Source organism: Hydrogenophaga palleronii, from assembly GCF_031457455.1.
Taxonomy (GTDB): domain Bacteria; phylum Pseudomonadota; class Gammaproteobacteria; order Burkholderiales; family Burkholderiaceae_C; genus Hydrogenophaga; species Hydrogenophaga palleronii_A.
The window spans coordinates 324,134-343,568 of sequence record NZ_JAVDWU010000002.1 but is presented as its reverse complement, the minus strand read 5'-3'; the positions used below and the strand labels follow the sequence as shown (position 1 = coordinate 343,568).

Below are 19,435 nucleotides of genomic sequence, written 5' to 3'. Positions count from 1 at the left end.
TCATGCAACGCTCCCGGAAGATTGAACGGGCGCGGGGCTTTCGCGCGAAACAGAGCCCAGCACCGAGATGGTCAACAGCGTCGCACCCACGACGGTGAAATAGACCCCGAGGTCGAACAGCGCGGCTGAAGCAAACGGCAATTCACCAAGCCAAGGCACGTGCGGGTGACCATGCGCGCTGGTCAGGAACGGCCGGCCGAACAGGAACGCGCCGACCCCGGTCAGCCCGGCGATGCCCAGACCAGAACCGATCCAGACAACAAAACGGCGACCTGCATGCGCCCGCAACAAGGACTCGGCCTTGCTTTGGCCCATCGACATGAACTGGAGGACGAGTGCCACCGCCGTGATCAATCCGGCGATGAAGCCGCCGCCGGGCAGATTGTGACCGCGCATGAAGATGTAGATGGTGAACACCAGCGCCAGCGGCAGCACGACCGAGGCTGCCACGCGCAGCAGCAGCGGCTGTGCGGCAAAGGTCCAGGCGCGCCCGTCAGGGTCTGCTGCGGGCCGGCGCGTGCGCATGCCCTCCATCAGTGCAAGCACGCCCAGCGCTGCAATGCCGAGCACCGTGATTTCACCAAACGTGTCGTAGCCCCGGAAGTCCACCAGGATCACGTTGACCACATTGGTACCGCCACCCACCGGCATGGACTTCTCGAGGAAGTACCAGGAGATGGACTCGAAGTCGCGCGTGAGCACCACCCAGGCAATGCCAGCCATGGCCGCACCGGCTGCCAGCGCCAAGCCCGCATGGCCGATTCGGTGAATGGATTTCGTCTCCTTGGGAGACCGCTGCGGCAGCAGGGCCAGCCCCATGAGAAGCAGGACCGTGGAGACCACCTCCACAGAAAGCTGGGTCAATGCCAGATCGGGGGCAGAAAGGCTCACGAAGGTAAGTGCGGTGACCAATCCCACCACACCCACCAGCACCACCGTCTGAAACCTCTCGCGGTGCGTGAGCGCTATTGCCATGCAAGTCGCCAGCAGAAGCACCCAGACCGCGATGGCCAGTGGAGATGCTGCCATCAATTCCCGCCCGCCGGTACCGATGTTGCTGTTGGCCAGGGGGATGCCGGCCAGCAACAGCGCAACACCGAGCAACCACGCCACATAGCTTTGCAGCGACCCATTTTCAAGCCGCTCCGAGATCCGGCCGGACACGGCAAACAGCCCGTCAATGACGCCGTCGAACATCTGACGCCCCGTGGCCGGACCAAACCAGTCTTCGGAACTGATTCGATGCAGCCACCTGCCACGGGCGAGCCAGAAGTACAGGCCAGCGCCCGCTGCCAGCGCGATCACGCTCATGAGCAGCGGCAGGTTGAAGCCGTGCCAGATCGCCAGGTGGTATTCAGGCAATGGCTTGCCGGCCAGCGCGGTGGCAGCCACATCGACCAGGGGGCCGAAGGTGAGCGCGGGCAAGAGGCCGACCACGATGCACATGGCCACCAGCAGCATCGACGGCAACTTCATGCCCAGCGGTGGCTCGTGCGGATGCGGGTTCGGCACATCGCCGATCGGTCCATTGAAGTAGGTGTCGTGAATGAAGCGCACCGAATAGGCCACGCTGAAGATGCTGCCCAGCGTCACCGCCACCGGCACGAGCAAGCTCCACAGGCCAGCCGTGCCCACCACGGCTTCTGTGAGGAACATCTCCTTTGAAAGGAACCCGTTCGTCAGCGGCACACCGGCCATGGAGGCCGCCGCCACCATCGACAGCGTGGCAGTCCAGGGCATGAGGCTGTACAGGCCGCCGAGCTTGCGCATGTCGCGGGAATGGGTTTCATGATCAACGATGCCTGCGATCATGAACAACGAGGCCTTGAAGGTGGCGTGGTTGAGCACATGGAACACCGCCGCCACCGCAGCCAACGGCGAGCCCAGCCCCACCAGAAAAGTGATGAGCCCGAGGTGGCTCACCGTGGAATACGCCAGCAAGCCTTTGAGGTCGTGCTTGAAGATCGCTATGAAGGCCGCAAACATCATCGTTGCCAAGCCGGTCGTGGTGACAATCACCTCGAACCAGCCTGAACCAGCCAGGATCGGATACAGGCGCATCAGCAGGAACACCCCGGCCTTCACCATGGTGGCCGAGTGCAGGTAGGCCGACACCGGCGTGGGCGCCGCCATGGCGTCTGGCAGCCAGAAATGGAACGGAAACTGTGCACTCTTGGTGAAGCAGCCCAGCAAGATCAGCAACAGCGCGGGCACGAACATCGGATCGGCCTGGATCTGTGCCACCTGACCCAGCATGGCGCTAATTTCGTAGGTACCCGCAATCTGGCCCAGCAACACAAAGCCACCGAGCATGGCCAGGCCGCCTCCACCGGTCACGGCCAGCGCCTGCCGGGCGCCTGCTCTTGCGTCGGCACGGTGGCTCCAGTACCCCACCAGCAGGAAGGACGACAGACTGGTGAGCTCCCAGAACACCACCAGCAGCAGCAGGTTGTCGGACAGGACCACACCGAGCATGGCCGCCATGAACAGCATCATCTCGCTGTAGAACTTGGCCACCGAGTCCTTCAGACTGAGATAGAAGTGGGCGTAGATGACGATCAGCAATCCGATGAACAGGATCAATCCCGCAAACATCAGGGACAGCCCGTCCAGCCTGAACACCAGGTTCAGACCAATCTCCGGCACCCACTGCCAGCTGTTCATCACCACCTCACCCGACATCACGGCCGGGGCATGGGAGACCAGCAACACGAAGCTGGCCAGAGTGACCAGTCCAGCGGCCAAGGCAGTCAACAAACGGGATTTCGACCCCAGCCAAATGGTCGACAAGGTACCCAACAGGAGCGGCAGCAGAACAATGAGCAACAGCACGGCATGTCTTTCAGGTTAACCGTTGATTCTAAAAGTAAATTTTTGCGGCCCTGTTGTGGCTTCCACCAAGCCCGTGGCGCAGCCGCCCTGCCCGGCTTCGGATCAGGACTGAATGCGTTCAGGTGCGCTGGGCGGCGTTCGCAAGGACCAGGCCAGGGGCGAGGCCAGACCAACAGCTGATCCCACCAGCCAGAACACTGCCCCCACGCCAATCAAGGCTCCCGCCGATCCAAACAGCAAGGGCATGACCACACTCGACCCATTGATGGCCATGGCGCGCAAGCCGAGGGCCTCGCCGTGGCGGTGATGCGGCGTCATCTGATGCAGCGTGCTCATGATCATCGGCTGCACCGAGCCCAGTGCCACCCCCAGCAACACCGAGAGCACCGCCATCGCCCACGCAGCCTGTGCAAAGGGATACAGGCCGAACAGCGCGGCGGTTGCCAGCATGGCCGCAGTGATCACCGCCGATTCGCGCAGATGGGCAGCCAGCCAGGGCATCGCCAGCCGGATGGCGGTGGCGGCCAGGGCAAAACCGCCCAGGATGGAGCCGATCACCGTGGCGCTCAGGCCGCGCTCATGGCCCAGCACCGGCACGAGGAAGGTGTGCACATCCCAGCATGAGGAAAGCAACCAATTGACAGTCATCAGCCTCCGAAACCCCTTGTCGCGCAGCAGGTTCCATGAAGAGCCACTGGACTGACGAAGCCCAGGATCCACAGGCGCATGTTCAACGGTGTGACGCACCCAGAACCATGCCAGGGAAGGCAACAGGGCGAGCAGCAGGAAGGCAGCCCGAAAGCCGAAGCTGTCGATCATCACACCGGCAGCAAAAGGGCCCAGGAAGTTGGAGATCGATGGTCCGATAGCCATCCAGCTGAACACCTGTTTGAGCTCGGTGGGGCCTTGAGCGAGCCGGCCCACATGGCGCTGCAGCGCGATCATCGCAAGTCCCGTGGCCGCGCCACAGGCGAAGGCGGTCACGCACAACACCGCAAAAACAGGAAAGGCCACCGCCAGCGCCGCGCCCACCGAGGCCACCCCCACCGAGATCGCTACCGGCTTTCGGAGGCCGCGTCGGTCCGCGTAGCGCCCGGCCGGCAAGGCGATGAACACCGTGGCCAGTGCAAAAAGCGCCAGCAACACACCCACCGCAGCAGGGCTGTGCCCCTCACGCAGCGCCATGAGCGGCGCGGCCATGCGAAAACCCGTCATGCAGGCGTGAAGGCAGATCTGTGCCGCGATGAATCGCGCCAGCGCAGCGCGCAGGTTGGGGTTCAAGTTTCTCCGGCGTCGTTGGGGTCCAGAGGCAGCAGCGCACTGGCCTGCTCTTGCGGCAAGGCCTCCACCGTCTTGAGTGCCCGACCCATTGCGCGACTGCGGGTTTCCGCACTGTCCAGCGTGTTGAGCACCGTCTGGGTCTGGCTTTTGACCCTGGCGAGCACATCACCGAATTTGCCGAATTCGGTCTTGACCGCGCCCAACACCTGCCAGACCTCACTGGAACGCTTCTCCAGCGCCAGCGTGCGAAAGCCCATCTGGAGGGAGTTGAGCATGGCCATGAGCGTGGTTGGCCCGGCCAGCGTGACGCGGTGTTCGCGCTGCAAGACCTCCATCAACCCAGGGCGGCGCAGCACTTCTGCGTACAGCCCCTCAGTGGGCAGGAACAGGATCGCGAAGTCGGTGGTGTGGGGTGGCGCCAGATACTTGTCCGCCATCGACCGGGCTTCCAGCCTGATGCGTTGCTCCAGCCCTCGGCCCGCCAGTTCGGCACCTTCGGCGTCCGCTCGCTGTTGTGCATCGAGCAGGCGCTCGTAGTCTTCATTGGGAAATTTTGCGTCGATCGGCAGCCAGCACGGCGCGCCGTCGTCGCCCCGTCCCGGCAACTTGATGGCGAAGTCGACCGCGAACCGGCTGTCCGGTTTGGTCATCACCTGTGTGGCGTACTGATCGGGCGCAAACACCTGTTCCAGCAAGGCGGCGAGTTGCGCCTCGCCAAACATGCCACGCGTCTTGACATTGGTCAGCAGGTGCTTGAGATCGCCCACGCCCTGCGCCAGAGTCTGCATTTCACCCAATCCTTTGTGCACCGCCTCCAGGCGGTCGGCCACCTGCTTGAAGCTCTCGCCCAGGCGCGCCTGAAGTGTGCTCTGCAGCTTCTCGTCCACCGTGGCTCGCATTTCGTCCAGTTTGGCGGCATTGCTTTGCTGCAACTGGGTGAGTTGGCCATCCAGCGTGGTGCGGATCTCGGTCAGGCGCCGGGCATTGCCTTCGCTCATGTCCTGCAACTGCCGGGTGAGCGTATCGCCCAGCGTGCCCCGCAACTGCATCAGTTGCTGGGCAAAGCCGTCAAGCTGGGCGTTCTGGGTGCGCGTGGCTTCGGCCTCTTGCCGGGACAGCGTTTCCTGAAAGGTGGCCAGCGTCTGCTGGATCTCCTGCCGGGCGCTGCGCGCGTTATCACCCATCTCTCGTCGCAATTCGCTTTCCACCCGCTCCACGCGCTGGCCAATGGCCTGGGTGTGTCCCAGCAAATGCGCGCGGTGTGCTTGCTCGTCAGCATCCACAGGACGTGGGCGCACCACCAGCCAGATCCCGATCAGGAGATTGCAGACCAGCAACGCCAGCAGCACCCAGCTCAAGGTCTCGACACTCACCGGACTACCCTCCGTGCTGCGCACTGCGGGGCTGAGCGCCTTCGGAACGGCCGGGCGGCGCTCATTCGCGCGTCACCTCGGGGTTCAGCGGGGTGAGTGCCTTGCCCTGGGTCAGGTAGGCAATGACGTTGTCGGCAGCCAGCATGGCCATGGCCATGCGGGTGCCCAGGGTGGCGCTGGCGATGTGGGGCGTGAGCACCACGTTGGGCACGGTGAGCAGGTCGGGATGCACCTTGGGTTCGCCTTCGAACACATCCAGCCCGGCTGCGGCAATGCGCTTTTCACGCAGGGCATGCGCCAGGGCAGCGTCGTCCACAATGCCGCCGCGTGCGATGTTGATCAGTGTGGCGCTGGGCTTCATCTGGGCGATCTCGGCTGCACCGATGCTGTGGTGAGACTCAGGGCTGTAGGGCAGTACCAGCATCAGGTGATCGGCACACCTGAGCAGTTCCGCCTTGTCCACATAGCGCGCCTTGCATTCGGCTTCAAGGGCGCCATCCAGTCGCGAGCGGTTGTGATAGATCACGTTCATGCCAAAGCCGTGTGCGCCACGACGAGCAATGGCCTGCCCGATGCGGCCCATGCCCAGAATGCCCAGCGTGCTGCCATGCACTTCGGCGCCCGCAAACATGTCCAGGCTCCAGCGGTTCCATTGCCCGGCTCGCAGAAAGTGTTCGCTTTCGGTCAGGCGCCGAGCCGTGGCCATCAACAACGCAAAGCCGAAATCAGCGGTGGTCTCGGTCAGCACGTCTGGTGTGTTAGTGGCCAGCACGCCAGCTGCGTTGATCGCCGCCATGTCGAAGTTGTTGTAACCGACCGCGATATTGGCCACGATCTTCAGCTCGGGGCAAGCGGCCAACAATGCCGCATCCACCCGCTCACTGCCGGTGGTGAGCACGCCCACCCTTCCCTGCAGGCGCTGGGCCAGTTGCTCGGGTGACAGCACGTGGTCGGTGTCGTTCATCTCGACATCGAAGTGCTCACCGAGCCGGGCGACCACTTCAGGAAACACCTTGCGGGCGATGAAGATGCCCGGACGGCTCCCCGTCTCAAAAGCCATCAGACCGCCAGCAAATCGACTTCAAACAGCAGTGTGGCATTGGGCGGGATCACGCCGCCCGCACCCCGGGCACCGTAGCCCAGTTCTGCCGGGATCACGAGCCGGCGCGTACCGCCCACGGCCATGCCTTGCACACCTTCGTCCCAACCCTTGATGACGTGCCCCGCACCCAGGGGAAACTCGAAGGGCTGGCCGCGGTCTTTGCTCGAATCGAACTTGGCGCCCTGAACGCCATTGGTGTAGAGCCAGCCGGTGTAGTGCACCTGGACCGGGCGACCGGCTTGCGCAACTTCGCCATTGCCGACCACGGTGTCTTCGTATTGCAGGCCGCTGGGGGTGGTGATCATGGTGTGTCCTCGGGTTGGAAATGAAATAGGCAAAACCCGATTATCCCCGCCCGAAAAATCCCTCGCCGGCACGGCGTTCGATACAGCCGGCAGCACCGTTTACCGGCGCTTTGCAAACGAGTCACATGGGGTTGATGTGCGCAAGATCTACTGTGGTCTCCGCATCCACTCTCTTTGGAGATTTCTCATGGAAACACCCAGCTTGTTGCTGACCCGCCGCATGGCACTCGGAGCGCTCACCGGCGCTGCGTTGCTGAGCGCCCTTCCCGCCCAGGCGCTGGGCAGCCTCGCCAACGTGCGTGTGATTGACCGCGACCGCAACCGGGTCCTGCCCCTGTACCCGCACCGGGGCGAACTGTGGCTCCCTGGTGAGCCCGGCGCTCGCTATGCCGTGGAGCTGTTCAATGAGAGTGGCGAACGCTTGTTGGCGGTGGTTTCGGTCGACGGTGTCAACGTGATCACCGGTGAGACCGCCGCGTTCCACCAGTCGGGCTACGCGCTGGCGCCGGGGCAGCGCTACGAGGTCACCGGATGGCGCAAGAGCCACCGTGAGGTGGCGGTCTTCCGTTTCACTGATTTGCCGCGATCGTATGCCGCTCGCACCGGGCGTCCCGACGATGTCGGTGTGATCGGCGTGGCGGTGTTCCGGGAAAAAGCAGCCAGGCCGACGCCTCGACCGCCCTGGGGGCACTACGGCGATGTGCCGCAGGCTCAGGGGCGTTCGGCGCCAGAAGCCCAGGGCAAGTCCATCCCCTGGGGAACAGGGCCGCAACTGGGCACCGGTCATGGCGAGCGTGAGCGGGATCGCGTGAGCTCCACCGATTTCGTCAGGCGCAGCCAGCGACCCGATGAGATCACCCTGATCCGCTACGACAGCCACGCCAATCTCGTGGCCAGGGGCATCGCCCCGCCGCCCCGCAGACGCCCCCGCTTTGACCACCACCCCAACCCATTCCCGGGCGCTCGACCAGGCTTTGCGCCGGATCCGTACTGAGCCAAGACCCAGGCGCGATCCGGATTGGCCTCGCAGCGCTCAGCTTATTGATCCGGCCCGGTGAAGCATCAACCGTTCGCCGCGAAGCGACGCGGGGGTGTACTCTCCGGAGCGAAGTGCCCCATTGCAGCAACACCCAGGATCCGGCTTTGCCGGTCCAAAGGTGTGCCCCCTTGAGGGGGTGACGCGCTGAAAGCGCGGCGCGGGGGTGTTTCATCCACACCAGTGCGTGAAAGACGCGACCGGCTCGCGCGGCGTGTGGAAGTCGTTGACCTTGTCTTCAGGGTCGGCATAGCCCAATGACATGCCGCAGACCAGCATCTCCTGCTCACCTGCGCCTATATGCGGCAGGATGATCTTGGCGAAACCGTTCCAGGCCGCCTGTGGGCAGGTGTGCAGACCGCGGCCCCGGGCTGCGATCATGATGTTCTGCAGAAACATGCCGTAGTCCACGAGCGAGCCCCGTCCCATGACCTGATCGAGTGTGAACATCAGTCCCACCGGTGCGTCAAAGAACCGGAAGTTGCGCTGGTGCTGTGCATGCATCTTGTCCTTGTCGCCCTTCGTGATGCCCAGCAGGCCGTACAGGCTCCAGCCGTTTTCGCGCCGGCGGTCGATGTAGGGGCTGACCCATTTTTCAGGGTAGTAGTCGTAGGCCTCCCGGTACTCGCTGGCCAGCGACGGGTCGGCGCGCAAGGCATCGTGCGCGGCACACACCTTCTGAACAAGGGCATCACGGCTGGCGCCCTGCAACACGTAGACCTTCCAGGGCTGTGTATTGGTACCGGAAGGTGCGCGACTCGCGACCTCCAGGATGTGTTCGATCACCTCGCGTTCCACCCCTTGCGGCAGAAAGGCTCGCACAGACATTCGGCTGGTGATGGCAGCATCAACCGCTTGGGCACTGATCACGGACGCAGATGGCGTGGGGTTGTGGCTCATAGAAGGGTCTCCAGGGTCGATTTCAGTGGCGCGGGCAATGAGACGGGCCGGCGGGTTTCGCGGTCTACATAGACGTGGACAAAATGGCCGCATGCCGCCGCCGCTTGATGGCCTGGAGCGAACAGACCGACTTCGTAACGAACGCTGGAGTTGCCCAGATGCGCCACCCGCAGTCCTGCTTCTACCGTTTGCGGGAAAGCCAGAGGAGCAAAGTAATTGCACTGGGTCTCGATCACGAGGCCAATGACCGCACCCGCATGGATATCCAACGCCCCCTGCTCGATCAGGTAGGCATTGACGGCGGTGTCGAACCAGCTGTAGTACACCACGTTGTTGACGTGACCATACACATCGTTGTCAGCCCATCGTGTGCCGATGGGACGGAACACGCGGTAGGCACTGCGGGGCTGCGGCTCGGCGCGGGAAGGTCGGCTGTCTGTACTCATGCAGCGGCATTTTGCCAGCGAGGTGCACCCATGCCTGTCGCAGCAGCGGCCATGGATGAGCACGGTACCAAGGCTTGCCAACGCTGGTCGTATTCAAGTGCCGTGCGGTAGGTGTGCATCTGCACCTGCAAGGTGGTCTCCATGTCGGCGCCGTAGCCTCCCGCCATGGCAAACGCCAGAGGCACGCGGCGCTGCCAAGCCCAGTCCATCACGCGCCTGTCGCGGGCCTCCAGTCCATCGAAGCTGAGCTTCAGCCGCCCCAGTCGATCGCCTTCGTGCGGATCGGCCCCTGCAAGGTAGATCACCAGTCCGGGGATGAAGCGCCTATCCAGCTCATCGAGCGCGTGCTCCAGAGCCTCCAGATAGGCGGCGTCTCCGCAGCCGTCTGGCAGATCGATATCCAGATCGCTGGACTCCTTGCGAAAGGGAAAATTCTTCGCCCCGTGCATCGACAGCGTGAACACCGAGGCGTCGCGTTCGAAGATGCGCGCAGTGCCATTGCCCTGGTGCACATCCAGATCAATGATGGCCACAAGCAGTGGTCCGCTGGAGCGAGCCACGCGCGCATGCTCGGCCTGCATCAACCTGGCGGCCACGGCGGCATCGTTGAACACGCAGAAACCACCGCCCTTGTCGGCATAGGCATGGTGCGTGCCACCGGCCAGATTGGCCGACACGCCCGCCCCACTCATTGCCGTGCGGCAAGCCTGCAGCGTGGCACCGACGGACCGTCGGGCGCGCTCGGCCATGGCAGGGCTCCAGGGAAAACCGATCTCGCGCAGCGCTGCGGGCGAAAGGGTGCCAGCGGTCACGGCGGCGATGTAGTCGGGCGTGTGGGCCAGCGCCAACTCGCCATCGCTGGCCGGCATGGCCTCATGCATCTGCACCTGCGGCAACTCGACGGCCAATCGCTCTCGCAACCGGGCGTATTTGGCCATGGGGAAGCGGTGCCCGCTTGGCAGCGGCAATACGAAATGGTCGGCGTAGTAGGCGTGCACGGAAGACCTGGGTGAAACGAGGTGAGGATTGTGGCTGCGCACGACCACCAGTCGCCATGGTGGGGTTTTAGAAGCTGCCATCTAATATGCTGCATTGCAACAATTAGGACTTGCACACTCCGCACAACTGCCTATAATTCAAACCATGTTGCAGTGCAGCAAATCGAACGAAAACAACAGCGTCCAGACAGCGCGGTGTTCCATAGCAGCCCTCAACTGACCCCGTCATCCGACCCCCGTCATCCACCTCAGGAGTATGAACATGCTGACCGCTGAACAAATCGTCGCCGCCCAGAAAGCCAACATTGAAACCCTTTTCGCCTTGACCAACAAAGCTTTCGAAGGCGTGGAAAAGCTGGTTGAACTCAACGTGCAAGCCACCAAGGCTGCCCTCTCCGAGTCTGCCAACAGCACACAGGCGTTGCTCAGCGTCAAGGACGCTCAGGAACTGCTGACCCTGCAGGCCAGCCTGTTCCAGCCCCTGGCTGAAAAGACCGTGGCCTACAGCCGTCATCTGTACGACATCGCTTCTGGCACCGGCACCGAATTCGGCAAGGCCGCTGAAGCCCAAGCAGCTGACGCGCAGAAGAAGTTCAACGCCTTCGTTGACAATGCAGCCAAGAACGCCCCTGCCGGTTCCGAGACCGCCGTGGCCGTGATGAAAAGCGCCATCTCTGCCAGCAACAACGCTCTGGAATCGGTGCAGAAAGCTGTCAAGCAAGCCACCGAAATGGCCGAAGCCAATTTCAACACCGTGACCACCCAAGCTGTGAACGCCACCAAGGCCACTGCCAAAAAGCGCTGAACTGAACCAGGATTGCACGGTTGATCGGGCGACTTGACTTTTGTCAGACCGCCCACAATTGAGACACTGTGCGATTCACGCAGCCCTGCAAAGGCGGCTCTTTCGCAATTGCCCGTTTTTTCTGGTTGTCTCCTCGGGTCCTTTTCGAAATTCGGTTTCATCGGACCCCTTAAGCCCTCACTGCAAGGTGGGGGCTTTTTTTATGCGCGCGTCCTCCTGCGGCCATGCATGAGAGCCCTACCGCAGTGAATCCACCGGCTTCAAGTTCTCAATGCTTACTAATAACCATTCGTGTTTCTGATAGCATTCACAACTGAACCAGTGCACACGCCGTCCGAGACGACATGCACCGTGCAAGTGACGCTGGCATTCCGTTTTTCCGACTCAAAGAAAGGCCCCAAGTGACTTCTTTCGCCAAGCTCCCCCTGGCCATCGCCGCGATGGCCACCGCCCTGTGCCTGCCAGCGCAGGCCCAAGAGAAGGTGCTCAATCTCTATTCAGCGCGTCACTACCAGACCGACGAAGTGATGTACGACACATTCACCAAAACCACGGGTATCAAGATCAACCGGGTCGATGCGGACGACGCCGGCATTCTTGCCCGCTTGCGCGCCGAAGGCGCAGCGTCGCCTGCTGATGTGATCCTGCTCGTGGATGCCGCCCGCCTGGCTTCGGCCGACAGCGACGGACTCTTCCAGCCGATCAAATCAGCCAAGCTCGATGCAGCGATTCCTGCCAACCTGCGCGCTGACGCCGGTGAAGGCGGGGTCACATGGACAGGCTTCTCCACCCGCGCACGTGTCATTGTTTACGACCCGCTTCGCGTCAAGCCTGAAGCCGTGGCCACCTACGAACAGCTCGCCGATCCCGCCCTCAAGGGCATGGTGTGCACCCGCAGCGGCTCCCACCCCTACAACCTGTCGCTGTTTGCCACTGTGGTCGAACGCCTGGGAGATGCAAAGGGCGAAGCCTGGCTCAAGGGCGTGGTCGCCAACATGGCGCGCGCGCCCAAGGGCGGCGACACCGACCAGATCAAGGCCGTGGCGTCTGGCGAATGCGGTGTGGCCGTGACCAACAGCTACTACGTGGCACGGTTGCTGAAATCCAGCAAACCCGAAGACCGCGCCGTGATGGAAAAGGTGCGCGTGGTGTTTCCCAACCAGGGCACCAGCGGCACGCACGTCAACATCGCTGGCGCCGGCGTGGCCAAGCACGCCAAGAACCCTGAGAGCGCCATCGCCTTCATGGAATTCCTGGCCAGCCCCTTTGCACAGGACTACTTCGCCAACGGCAACAACGAGTTCCCTGCAGCCAAGGGCGTGAAGGTCAACAACCCGGCCATCAAGGCCATGGGCGGCGATAGCTTCAAGGCCGAGACCATTCCTCTCGGCGTGGTTGCCAAGAATCTGACCAAGGTCCAGCAGATGCTGGATCGTGTCGGGTACAAGTAAGCCCACCCCCGCGCCGCGCCTGCGGCGCGTCACCCCCTCAAGGGGGCGGCATCAGCGGCCCGGCAAAGCCGGTTCCGCGATGCCACTTGACTGGACTCCTCCTCACTCCTCTTACCCCTCTCCGGCGCGAAATGCCTTTATCCAGAGATGCGGTGGAACCGGCTTTGCCGGGCCACTCGCATCGCCCCCTTGAGGGGGGCGCGCTCAGCGCGGCAGGGGTGGGCCTAGCCCCTGCGGAGGTGTTCAATAGACCTGCGGTACGTAGATCTCGCCCGGCACCTGGTGGCGGCGATAGCCTTCGTGGCGCACGCGCTCGGGCAAGGTGATTGGGGGGCGTTCCACTTCGCTGTATTTCATCTGCGACAGCAGGTGCGCAATGCAATTGAGTCGCGCTTTTTTCTTGTCATCAGCCGGGACCACCCACCAGGGGGATTCCGGGATGTGTGTGCGGGCGATCATCACCTCCTTGGCCTTGGTGTAGAGCTCCCAGCGGCGGCGCGATTCCAGATCCATCGGGCTGAGTTTCCACTGTTTCAATGGGTCGTGAATGCGGCCCAGGAAGCGCAGCTCCTGCTCCTCGTCCGAAATCGAAAACCAGTACTTGATCAGCTGGATGCCTGAGCGCGTGAGCATTTTTTCGAACTCGGGCACATCACGAAAAAACGCTTCGTACTGCTCATCGGTACAAAAGCCCATCACCTTTTCCACGCCGGCACGGTTGTACCAGCTGCGATCGAACAACACGATTTCGCCGCCCGCCGGCAGGTGGGGTACGTAGCGCTGGAAATACCACTGCGTGCGTTCGCGATCATTCGGTGCCGGCAGTGCGACCACGCGGCAAACCCGCGGGTTCAAACGCTGGGTGATGCGCTTGATCACGCCGCCCTTGCCTGCGGCGTCGCGTCCTTCGAACACGATCACCACCTTGTGCCCGGTGGCCACCACCCAGTCCTGCAATTTCACCAGTTCGGCCTGCAGGCGAAACAGCTCCCGGAAGTAGACGCGACGGCTCTCCTTCTGGCTCGCGAGAGTCAAAGGGTCCAAACCCTGGGACAACTCGTCGACGTGGCGATCTTCGATTTCCATCTCGATCTCTTCGTCATAGCCGTCCATCAAATCGTTGTGAATGCGGCGCAGCAGCTCGTCCTGATTGTCGATCATGAAATCACTCCATTCCGGAATCGGAAAATCGGATCAGGCTACCCACCTCACATGACAAACTCGTGAAAATCACGTGCCACGGCTGTGACAGCTGGCACCGTGATTGCCCTGGTTCATAATTGACGTTTACGTTAACGTCAAATCCTCCCGAGGAGCAAACCATGGAAATTCAAGGCAAGGTATTCATCGTCACCGGCGGCGCATCTGGTCTGGGCGAAGGCACGGCCCGCATGCTGGCCGCCAACGGCGGCAAGGTGGTGATTGCCGACATGCAGGAAGACAAAGGACTGGCTGTTGCGAAGGACATCGGTGGTGTTTTCGTCAAATGCGATGTCAGCAACGAGGCAGATGGGCAGGCGGTGGTGGCACAGGCCACTTCGATGGGCAAACTCATGGGCCTGGTCAATTGCGCTGGCATTGCGCCCGCTGAAAAGACCGTCGGCAAAAACGGACCGCACAGCCTCGCTGTGTATTCCAAGACCATCATGGTCAACCTGGTGGGCACCTTCAACATGATCCGCCTGGCGGCAGACGCCATGTGCAAGAACGAGCCCGAAACCACCGGTGAGCGTGGCGTGATGATCAGCACCGCCAGCGTGGCGGCTTACGACGGCCAGATTGGCCAAGCGGCCTACGCGGCATCCAAGGGCGGTGTGGTGGGCATGACGCTTCCGATCGCCCGCGACCTGGCGCGCAACGGCATCCGCAACATGACCATTGCTCCCGGCATCTTCGGCACACCCATGCTGTTCGGCATGCCGCAGGAAGTGCAGGATGCCCTGGCAGCCAGCGTCCCCTTCCCCAGCCGCCTGGGCACGCCGGCCGACTACGCCAAGCTGGCAAAGCACATCATCGAAAACGACATGCTCAACGGCGAAGTGATCCGACTGGATGGAGCAATCCGTCTCGCGCCACGCTGAAGCCTGCCCTGCCTGGCTCGCTGCTGCCTGCAGCACCATAAAAAAAGCCGGCCTGTGGGCCGGCTTTTTTGAGCGCGCCTCGTCAGCGCTACTGACTCACTTGGCCGTGCGCGCCTGCGCCACAGCGTCCTGCACCTCTTTCCACAGCGACTCACCCACGTTGGCAGCGATGGAGGTGTTGATCGCGCTCAACTTGTCGCGCATGCGGCCTGCCTCGGCAGACGAAAGTTCGTTGACCTGCATGCCCTTTGCGCGCAGATCGGCCAGCGCCTTGTCGGCTTCAGCCCGCGTGTCTTTGCGTTCGAAATCGCGACTCTTTTTCGCAGCATCGAGCAGCACCTTCTGCTCATCCTTGCTCAGGCCGTCCCAGTACTTCTTGCTGACCAGGACGATCCAGGGGCTGTAAACGTGGTTGGTCACCGTGAGGTACTTCTGCACCTCGTAGAACTTGCTGGACAGAATAGTGTTGTACGGGTTCTCCTGGCCATCCACCGTCTTGGTCTCCAGCGCGGTGAACAGCTCGGAGAATGGAAGCGGTACGGCATTGGCGCCCAGCGTCTTGAAGCTGTCGATGAAGACGTTGTTCTGCATCACGCGCAGCTTGATGCCCTCCATGTCTTCGAGCTTGGTCACCGCGCGCTTGTTGTTGGTGAGGTTGCGGAAGCCGTTTTCCCAGTAGACCAGGCCCACCAGGCCTTTTTCCTGGAGCTTGTCCATCACCTTCTGCCCCACCGGGCCGTCCAGCACGGCGTCAGCCTCTTTGCCATTGTTGAACAGGAAAGGCGTGTCCCAGATGGCCATTTCCTTGGTGATGCCCACCAGGGTGGCGGTGGAACCCACCATCATTTCCTGTGCGCCGCCAATCAAGGCCTGCTGCATCTGAACGTCGGAGCCCAGTGCGGCGGCGCCAATGGCGCGGATCTTCATCTTGCCACCCGAGGCCTTTTCCACCTCGTCGGCGAACACCTTGGCGGCGCGCCCCTGGTTGGACACTTCGTTCAAGCCGTAGCCGAAGCGGATCAGGCGGTTCTTGATGTCTTGCGCCTGGGCCAGGCCTGTGCCCAGCGTGGCCAGCGCCACAGCGGCGGCGATGGTGAGTTGTCGGATCTTCATGGTTTATCTCCTTGGGGTGGAATCGGCGAGTGCCGCGAGGGAAAGAAAAATGCGATGTGTCAAAACATCAGCTTGAGAGGCCACAGAACGATGGCGGGGAAAAGAATCAGCAGGACCAGCATGGCGAAATACACCAGCAGAAAAGGGGTCACGCCCTTGATGACAGGCTCCATGCGCAGGCCACCCACGCCGGCCACCACATTGAGCACCGTGCCCACCGGTGGTGTGAGCAGACCCAGGCAGCCCACAAAGATGAAGACAAAGCCGAAGTACACCGGATCGATGCCGGCCTTGGCGGCCAGTGGCGCGAGCACCGGGGCCAGGATCAGGATGGTGGGTGTGAGGTCCATGACCATGCCCACGGCCAGCAGGAACAGGCAGACCACGGCCATGAACAGCATGGGGCTCTGCAACAGCGGGCCCATGTTCTGGGCCAGCTGGCTGGGCAGATCGGCCAGCGTGATCATGTAGCTGGCGGCGGTGGCTGCTCCACAAAGGAACATCACGATACCGGTGGTGCGGGAGGCATCCACCAGCACACGGTAGAGCCGCTGCAGGTTGAGCTCGCGATAGATCAGCGTGGCCACCAGCAGCGCGTACATGGCCGCCACCACCGCCGCTTCGGTGGGTGTGAAGAAGCCAAAACGCAGGCCCCCGATGATGATCACCGGCATCATCAGCGCCCAGGCACTGCCGCTGAGCACTTTGCGGCGCTCGACCCAACTGGTCTTCTCTGCCACCGGCAGATCCTTGCCACGCGCAATGCCGCGCCAGACCAGCACCAGGCCGATGGCCATGATGATCCCTGGGACGATGCCGGCCAGAAACAGCTTGCTGATCGACGTGTTCGTGGTCACCCCATAGATCACCATGGGCATGGACGGCGGCACGATGGGCGCGATGATGCCGCCCGATGCGATGAGGCCTGCGCTGGGGCCGGCTGGGTAGTTCTGCTTGCGCATCATCGGCAGCAGCAGCGTGGCCAGGGCAGCGGTGTCAGCAATGGCCGATCCGCTCATGGATGCCAGCATCAGCGAAGCGCCTATGACCACATAGCCCAGACCACCGGGAATGTGCCCCACCATGGAACGGGCCAGATCGATGATGCGGCGGCTCAGCCCACCGGCGTTCATCAGCTCTCCCGCAAGAATGAAGAAGGGCACCGCCAGCAAGGGGAAGCTGTCGAACCCGGCCTGCACGTTCTGCGCCAGCAACTGGGCATCGAAAAAGTCCAGGTGCACCATGAGCGCCAAGGCGGTCAGCATGAGCGCGAAGGCAATGGGCACGCCCACCGTCATGGTTGCAAACAACACCAGCAGGAAAATGGCAATGGTCATGGTTGCGCCCTCCCCGGCTCGGCTGCCTGCTCGCCAGGGCCGTCGCCTCGCAGGTCCTGCCAGCTCTGCAACAGCAGCAGCACCGCCATGCACACACCCATGACCAGCGTACCGGCGGCGCCCAGCGCCAGCGGGTAGTTCATGACCGGGCTGCGGCTGTCCATGCCCACCAGTACCTGTTCCCAGGAGCCGCGGACGAGGTACCACAGCGCCAGCGCGATCAGCCCGCGCGACAGCCAGCGCAGCACGGTCGCCTTCGTGCCACTCATGCGCGCCGTGAGCAGATCGAAGCCCAGGTGTTTGCCCTCACCGAAGGCCAGGGTGGCCGACAGGCACACCAGCCAGACGAACAGCAGACGCGAAAGCTCTTCCGACACCACCCAGCCTGTGCCCAAGAAGTAGCGCAGCAACACGTTGCCGAACACGGCCAGGACCATGCCGGTCATGCACATCGCCATGAGGGCTTCCACCAGATGACGCAGGGTTTTCGCGAGATTCATGGTGCCACCTCCACCGGCCCGTCCGGCTCACCCACCCGGACCCACCGCACCACGTCCGCTTCCAGTGATTCGAGCGAAGCGGTGGCGTCCAGGCTAAGCACGCCAGGCTCGCTGCAGGGGTCCTCCAGCGCTTCGAACTGGCTGGCCACCAGACTCACGGGAAACAGATGGGCGGGTCTCGCAGCCACGCGTTCGCGGGCCTGGGCGGGTGTCAGAGCCAGAAAGACGAATCGAAGTCCGGGCACCGCCTGCCTCAGATGATCACGGTAGCGCTGTCTGAGCGCGGAACAGGTCAGCACACAGCCGGTCGACAGGCGCAGTTGAAGCTCTTTGGCCAGCACGTCCAGCCACGAATGGCGGTCGGCATCGGTCAAAGGCACACCGCTCCGCATTTTTTTGACACTCTGTGCGGAGTGGAAATCATCGCCTTCCAGCAAAGGAACACCGAGCGCCTGGGCGCACCGTGACCCGAGGCTGGACTTGCCGCAGCCGGCGACGCCCATGATCACCAAAAAGGCCTTTTCGGATGATGTTGTCATTATGGTAGCGCTATCCCAAAAAGGGAAAAAATCAGGATCCGGGAGGGGCAACGCGTGCCTTCGACAACGGATCCTGTGGAGAATCAGAAGGCTTGTGAGCCTTCATGGATAGCGCTATCCTACGCAAAACGCATCCCACCTTCATCAGGGAAAACCCTTGAAAACACCCGAACGCAGGCGCCGCCCCAGTGGTCGCGTCACCCTCTCAGACGTGGCCAAAGCGGCCGAAGTCAGCCCCATCACCGCTTCACGCGCACTGCGCGGCGAGCGCGGCGTGGCGGCCGGCCTCGTGGAAAGGGTCAAATTGGCGGCCAAGAATCTCGGGTACGTGCCCGACCCCGCAGCGCGCGCGCTGGCTTCTCAACGCAGCGCACAAGTACCGGTGCTGGTGCCGCTGCTGTCAAATGCGCTGTTCGTGGACGTGCTGGAGGCCGTGCACCGGACGCTTCAGCCGCACGGGTTCCAAACCCTGATCGGCGTCACGCACTACGACCCGGATCAGGAAGAGCAGTTGCTGAGTTCGTACCTGGCCCACCGCCCCGCCGGGCTGTTGCTGACCGGCTTCGACCGCACAGAGGCTGCCAGACAGTTGGTCGCGAAAAGCGGTGTGCCCTGTGTGCACCTGATGGAGCTGACACAGGCCAGCGGCGTCTATTGCGTGGGATTCTCCCAACATGACGCGGGCCACGACCTGACCGAACACCTGGTGGCGCGCGGCAGAAAACGCATCGCCTTCGTGGCAGCGCAACTGGACCCTCGCACCATGCAGCGCGCAGAAGGTTACCGTGCCTGCCTGCGCGAGCATGGGCTCTACGATCCGCGGCTGGAGCTTCTCAGCCCGCAGCCTTCGTCCATGCGCCTGGGCGGTGAGCTGTTTGAAGACCTGCTGCGCACCCGCCCCGACGTGGACGCCGTGTTTTTCTGCAACGACGACCTGGCACAAGGCGGGCTGCTCACGGCCCTTCGCTTGCGCATCGATGTCCCGGGGCAGATCGCCATCGCGGGCTTCAACGATCTCTCCGGCAGCGACCTGATGGTGCCGCCGCTGACCACCGTTCGCACGCCCCGCAGCGCGATGGGGGTGGCCAGCGCACAAATGCTGCTGAGTCTGATGCGCGGCGAAACACCGACTCACAACTCGACCGATCTCGGCTTCGAGCTCATGGTGCGCGCCAGCACCTGACCCCACGGCAGCGGCGCTTTCTGAAACTTTGCGCCACAAATCAGGGTAAATCCCAGCCATCAAACGCAAGAGAGTACAAATTCGTCTCTTTTGCGTACAAACCGCGCCTGAGCGTCGGCCGAGAATTCTTCCACGGTTCACCGAAAACCGTTG

General features: G+C 62.7%; 18 protein-coding genes. 5 read left to right on the top strand and 13 right to left on the bottom strand.

Annotation, left to right across the window (positions count from 1 at the left end; translation table 11 throughout):
- The 5 genes from J2W49_RS06175 to J2W49_RS06155 all read right to left on the bottom strand — a co-directional run bounded on the left by J2W49_RS06175 (position 1) and on the right by J2W49_RS06155 (position 6,893).
- A complete protein-coding gene (locus J2W49_RS06175) occupies positions 1–2,832 on the bottom strand; it encodes a monovalent cation/H+ antiporter subunit A (RefSeq protein WP_310313026.1) in 2,832 nt (943 codons plus the stop codon).
- Between the two features lie 102 nt (positions 2,833–2,934).
- Positions 2,935–4,101 (bottom strand): MFS transporter, encoded by a 1,167-nt coding sequence (locus J2W49_RS06170; protein ID WP_310313791.1) that lies wholly within the window; start codon positions 4,099–4,101, stop codon positions 2,935–2,937.
- 8 nt (positions 4,102–4,109) lie between these two features.
- Positions 4,110–5,486 carry a DNA recombination protein RmuC gene (locus tag J2W49_RS06165; RefSeq protein ID WP_310313023.1) on the bottom strand — a complete coding sequence of 459 codons (1,377 nt, stop codon included), beginning with the start codon at positions 5,484–5,486 and terminating at the stop codon, positions 4,110–4,112.
- A 61-nt stretch (positions 5,487–5,547) separates the two neighbouring features.
- Positions 5,548–6,546, bottom strand: a complete 999-nt coding sequence (locus J2W49_RS06160) for a 2-hydroxyacid dehydrogenase (protein ID WP_310313020.1) — start codon at positions 6,544–6,546, stop codon at positions 5,548–5,550.
- Entirely contained in the window at positions 6,546–6,893 is a 348-nt protein-coding gene (locus J2W49_RS06155) for an FKBP-type peptidyl-prolyl cis-trans isomerase (protein WP_310313017.1), read from the bottom strand. Before J2W49_RS06155 ends, J2W49_RS06160 begins: the two co-directional genes overlap by 1 nt.
- Before the next feature lie 187 nt (positions 6,894–7,080).
- Here J2W49_RS06155 and J2W49_RS06150 point away from each other — a divergent pair, with 187 nt between their 5' ends.
- On the top strand, positions 7,081–7,887 hold the full coding sequence (locus tag J2W49_RS06150; protein ID WP_310313014.1) for a hypothetical protein: 807 nt from the start codon (positions 7,081–7,083) through the stop codon (positions 7,885–7,887).
- Positions 7,888–8,100: 213 nt separating this feature from the next.
- On the opposite strand, the gene J2W49_RS06145 is transcribed toward J2W49_RS06150, so the two are convergent.
- The 3 genes from J2W49_RS06145 to J2W49_RS06135 are packed head-to-tail and all read right to left on the bottom strand — an operon-like array spanning position 8,101 to position 10,273.
- Positions 8,101–8,829 (bottom strand): nitroreductase, encoded by a 729-nt coding sequence (locus tag J2W49_RS06145; protein ID WP_310313011.1) that lies wholly within the window; start codon positions 8,827–8,829, stop codon positions 8,101–8,103.
- On the bottom strand, positions 8,826–9,275 hold the full coding sequence (locus tag J2W49_RS06140; protein WP_310313008.1) for an acyl-CoA thioesterase: 450 nt from the start codon (positions 9,273–9,275) through the stop codon (positions 8,826–8,828). The genes J2W49_RS06145 and J2W49_RS06140 overlap by 4 nt, the downstream gene beginning before the upstream one ends.
- A complete protein-coding gene (locus tag J2W49_RS06135) occupies positions 9,272–10,273 on the bottom strand; it encodes a histone deacetylase family protein (RefSeq protein ID WP_310313788.1) in 1,002 nt (333 codons plus the stop codon). The genes J2W49_RS06140 and J2W49_RS06135 overlap by 4 nt, the downstream gene beginning before the upstream one ends.
- A gap of 262 nt (positions 10,274–10,535) precedes the next feature.
- Here J2W49_RS06135 and J2W49_RS06130 point away from each other — a divergent pair, with 262 nt between their 5' ends.
- Positions 10,536–11,078 (top strand): phasin family protein, encoded by a 543-nt coding sequence (locus tag J2W49_RS06130; protein WP_310313005.1) that lies wholly within the window; start codon positions 10,536–10,538, stop codon positions 11,076–11,078.
- Positions 11,079–11,518: 440 nt separating this feature from the next.
- Positions 11,519–12,529: an extracellular solute-binding protein gene (locus J2W49_RS06125; RefSeq protein WP_310313785.1), complete on the top strand. Its 1,011-nt coding sequence runs from the start codon at positions 11,519–11,521 to the stop codon at positions 12,527–12,529.
- Between the two features lie 243 nt (positions 12,530–12,772).
- Here J2W49_RS06125 and ppk2 read toward each other — a convergent pair whose 3' ends face one another.
- Positions 12,773–13,690, bottom strand: a complete 918-nt coding sequence (gene ppk2 / locus J2W49_RS06120) for a polyphosphate kinase 2 (RefSeq protein ID WP_310313002.1) — start codon at positions 13,688–13,690, stop codon at positions 12,773–12,775.
- 161 nt (positions 13,691–13,851) lie between these two features.
- On the opposite strand from ppk2, the gene J2W49_RS06115 reads away from it, so the two are divergent.
- A complete protein-coding gene (locus J2W49_RS06115) occupies positions 13,852–14,610 on the top strand; it encodes a 3-hydroxyacyl-CoA dehydrogenase (RefSeq protein ID WP_310312999.1) in 759 nt (252 codons plus the stop codon).
- 96 nt (positions 14,611–14,706) lie between these two features.
- Here J2W49_RS06115 and J2W49_RS06110 read toward each other — a convergent pair whose 3' ends face one another.
- From J2W49_RS06110 to J2W49_RS06095, 4 genes are read right to left on the bottom strand one after another with little or no spacing between them, the layout of a single operon-like run.
- Positions 14,707–15,723, bottom strand: coding sequence for a TRAP transporter substrate-binding protein (locus J2W49_RS06110; RefSeq protein WP_310312996.1), 1,017 nt, complete (start codon positions 15,721–15,723; stop codon positions 14,707–14,709).
- A gap of 59 nt (positions 15,724–15,782) precedes the next feature.
- Entirely contained in the window at positions 15,783–17,060 is a 1,278-nt protein-coding gene (locus tag J2W49_RS06105; protein ID WP_310312995.1) for a TRAP transporter large permease, read from the bottom strand.
- Entirely contained in the window at positions 17,057–17,560 is a 504-nt protein-coding gene (locus J2W49_RS06100) for a TRAP transporter small permease (RefSeq protein WP_310312992.1), read from the bottom strand. Before J2W49_RS06100 ends, J2W49_RS06105 begins: the two co-directional genes overlap by 4 nt.
- Entirely contained in the window at positions 17,557–18,099 is a 543-nt protein-coding gene (locus tag J2W49_RS06095; RefSeq protein WP_310312989.1) for a gluconokinase, read from the bottom strand. Before J2W49_RS06095 ends, J2W49_RS06100 begins: the two co-directional genes overlap by 4 nt.
- A 157-nt stretch (positions 18,100–18,256) precedes the next feature.
- On the opposite strand from J2W49_RS06095, the gene gntR reads away from it, so the two are divergent.
- The gene (gene gntR, locus J2W49_RS06090) at positions 18,257–19,282 is read left to right on the top strand and encodes an HTH-type transcriptional regulator GntR (protein WP_310312986.1); all 1,026 of its coding nucleotides are present in this window, start codon (positions 18,257–18,259) and stop codon (positions 19,280–19,282) included.
- Positions 19,283–19,435 lie beyond the last annotated feature (153 nt).